The sequence below is a fragment of the Bacillus carboniphilus genome, assembly GCF_039522365.1.
GTDB lineage: Bacteria > Bacillota > Bacilli > Bacillales > JC228 > Bacillus_BF > Bacillus_BF carboniphilus.
This window is the reverse complement of record NZ_BAAADJ010000036.1, coordinates 1-1,567: the sequence shown is the minus strand read 5'-3', so window position 1 is coordinate 1,567 and position 1,567 is coordinate 1. Positions and strand designations below refer to the sequence as shown.

At 38.0% G+C, this 1,567-nt stretch carries 1 protein-coding gene; it reads right to left on the bottom strand.

The window, feature by feature from the left end; translation table 11 throughout:
- Positions 1-205: 205 nt before the first annotated feature.
- Positions 206-1,504 (bottom strand): IS91 family transposase, encoded by a 1,299-nt coding sequence (locus ABDZ91_RS14205; RefSeq protein WP_343800041.1) that lies wholly within the window; start codon positions 1,502-1,504, stop codon positions 206-208.
- Positions 1,505-1,567: the final 63 nt, after the last annotated feature.

Here is a 1,567-nt window from a genome sequence, read left to right as displayed (position 1 = left end):
TAAGAAAAACCGGGCAAAAACCGCCCGGTCCTTTTTTGTCTAGTGGATGTCCGATAACTTGTACTCTTTCCCATGTACCCCTTTATAGTACTCCGGGTACATTTCTCCTCCACATTTTTCACATGAAAACATTGGGGGAGTGTTAGGATCACCATCATCCATTAAGTCAAAATCCCTTACAACATGTAACGGGATATCCTCTTTTTCACGACACTCTAAACAAACATAGCTGACGCTCTGTGTCTTTAATAGGCTGGTGTTTTTCTTCTTTTTCTTTCCTTTTTTGCGATGCTTGGATACCGGTGAAATAAGCAATCTCCCTCTCTAAATATCTTTTAGTCGTTTGACATAGTGCCACCTTTATTTCTAGTCTACCATTTTCAAGGCAGACTTCTCCCTTGTATTCATAGAAACACTCACAGTGAGGACAAATAAGTGGATCTTTAGCACCACTAGATACAACTCTCTCCCTCCATGTTTGGCGTCTCAACGTCTTTTTCACTTTGACAATCCATCGTTTAGCTTTTTGTTGCCAGATGCTTAGTACTTTCTTACACAGATTTTTAATTCTTCTAGAATACATTCCATAATGTCTGATTGTCTTAAATTGTTCATCAGGTATATGGCGAATTAACCGACTGATGAATTCCTCTACCGTTACAGTTTCTAACTTTTCCTTTCCATCCGTCTTATCATTGTATTTAAATGTCACATACTGACCGTCATATGCCTCGATCCGATTTATGCCAATTGCAGGGCGACGAATATAACGACCAATATAGCGAAGTTGTTCTTTTACCTTTCCCTTTTGTTTTGGGGCATGCACATAGAAGCCTTCCCCATTGTTAGAGAACGCCTTTTGTAGTCTTTGCTGAACCTTTTTCTTTTCTTTCTCTGAAAGATTTCTTCTAATTAGCTTTAATACAACGGTCTGCCACTGTTTTCGAAGCATTTCAAATGGCAGGAAATCGTACGATTTCCATTCACCTTTCTTAGTTAAACCGCCCATTGTAACTAACATATGTACATGGGGATTGAAATTTACTCTTGAACCAAACGTATGAAGTCCTGCAATTATTCCAGGCGTTACCTTTGCCTTTTTTTCAAAAAACTCAATAATAATTCTAGCAGCTTCATCCATAAAATCTTTCAGTAAATAACGATGAAGTAAGAAGATATCTCGAAGACCTTCATCAATTGTAAAAATGACATGTCTATGATTAACCTGTAATACTTCATCAGTTAATAGACGACTCCACTCCTCACTCTCACCTACTGAACAGGTCGTACAGAACCTTCCCTTACAACGGTATGGAACCTTTCTTACATCATTGCACCCTTCACACACAAATAGCTTAAATCCATTTTTGGGATCTCCACAATCGCGAAATTTTTCAACCTCCTTTATTACGATTGGACGAATTTTAGCTCCGTGCTTTTCTTTGAATGCTTCCCAGTGTTGATGTTCATCAAAAAAGATTTGTCTAAGAATATTCCTCTCCATAAATTGAAAATACCACAGCCCAAAAGACTGCGGTAGACCCAAAATTTATACTTTCTTATCTTT

Bases quoted from the DNA above. Each gene is read 5' to 3' on its own strand.
- ABDZ91_RS14205 (WP_343800041.1), bottom strand. From the start codon at position 1,504: ATGGAGAGGAATATTCTTAGACAAATCTTTTTTGATGAACATCAACAC.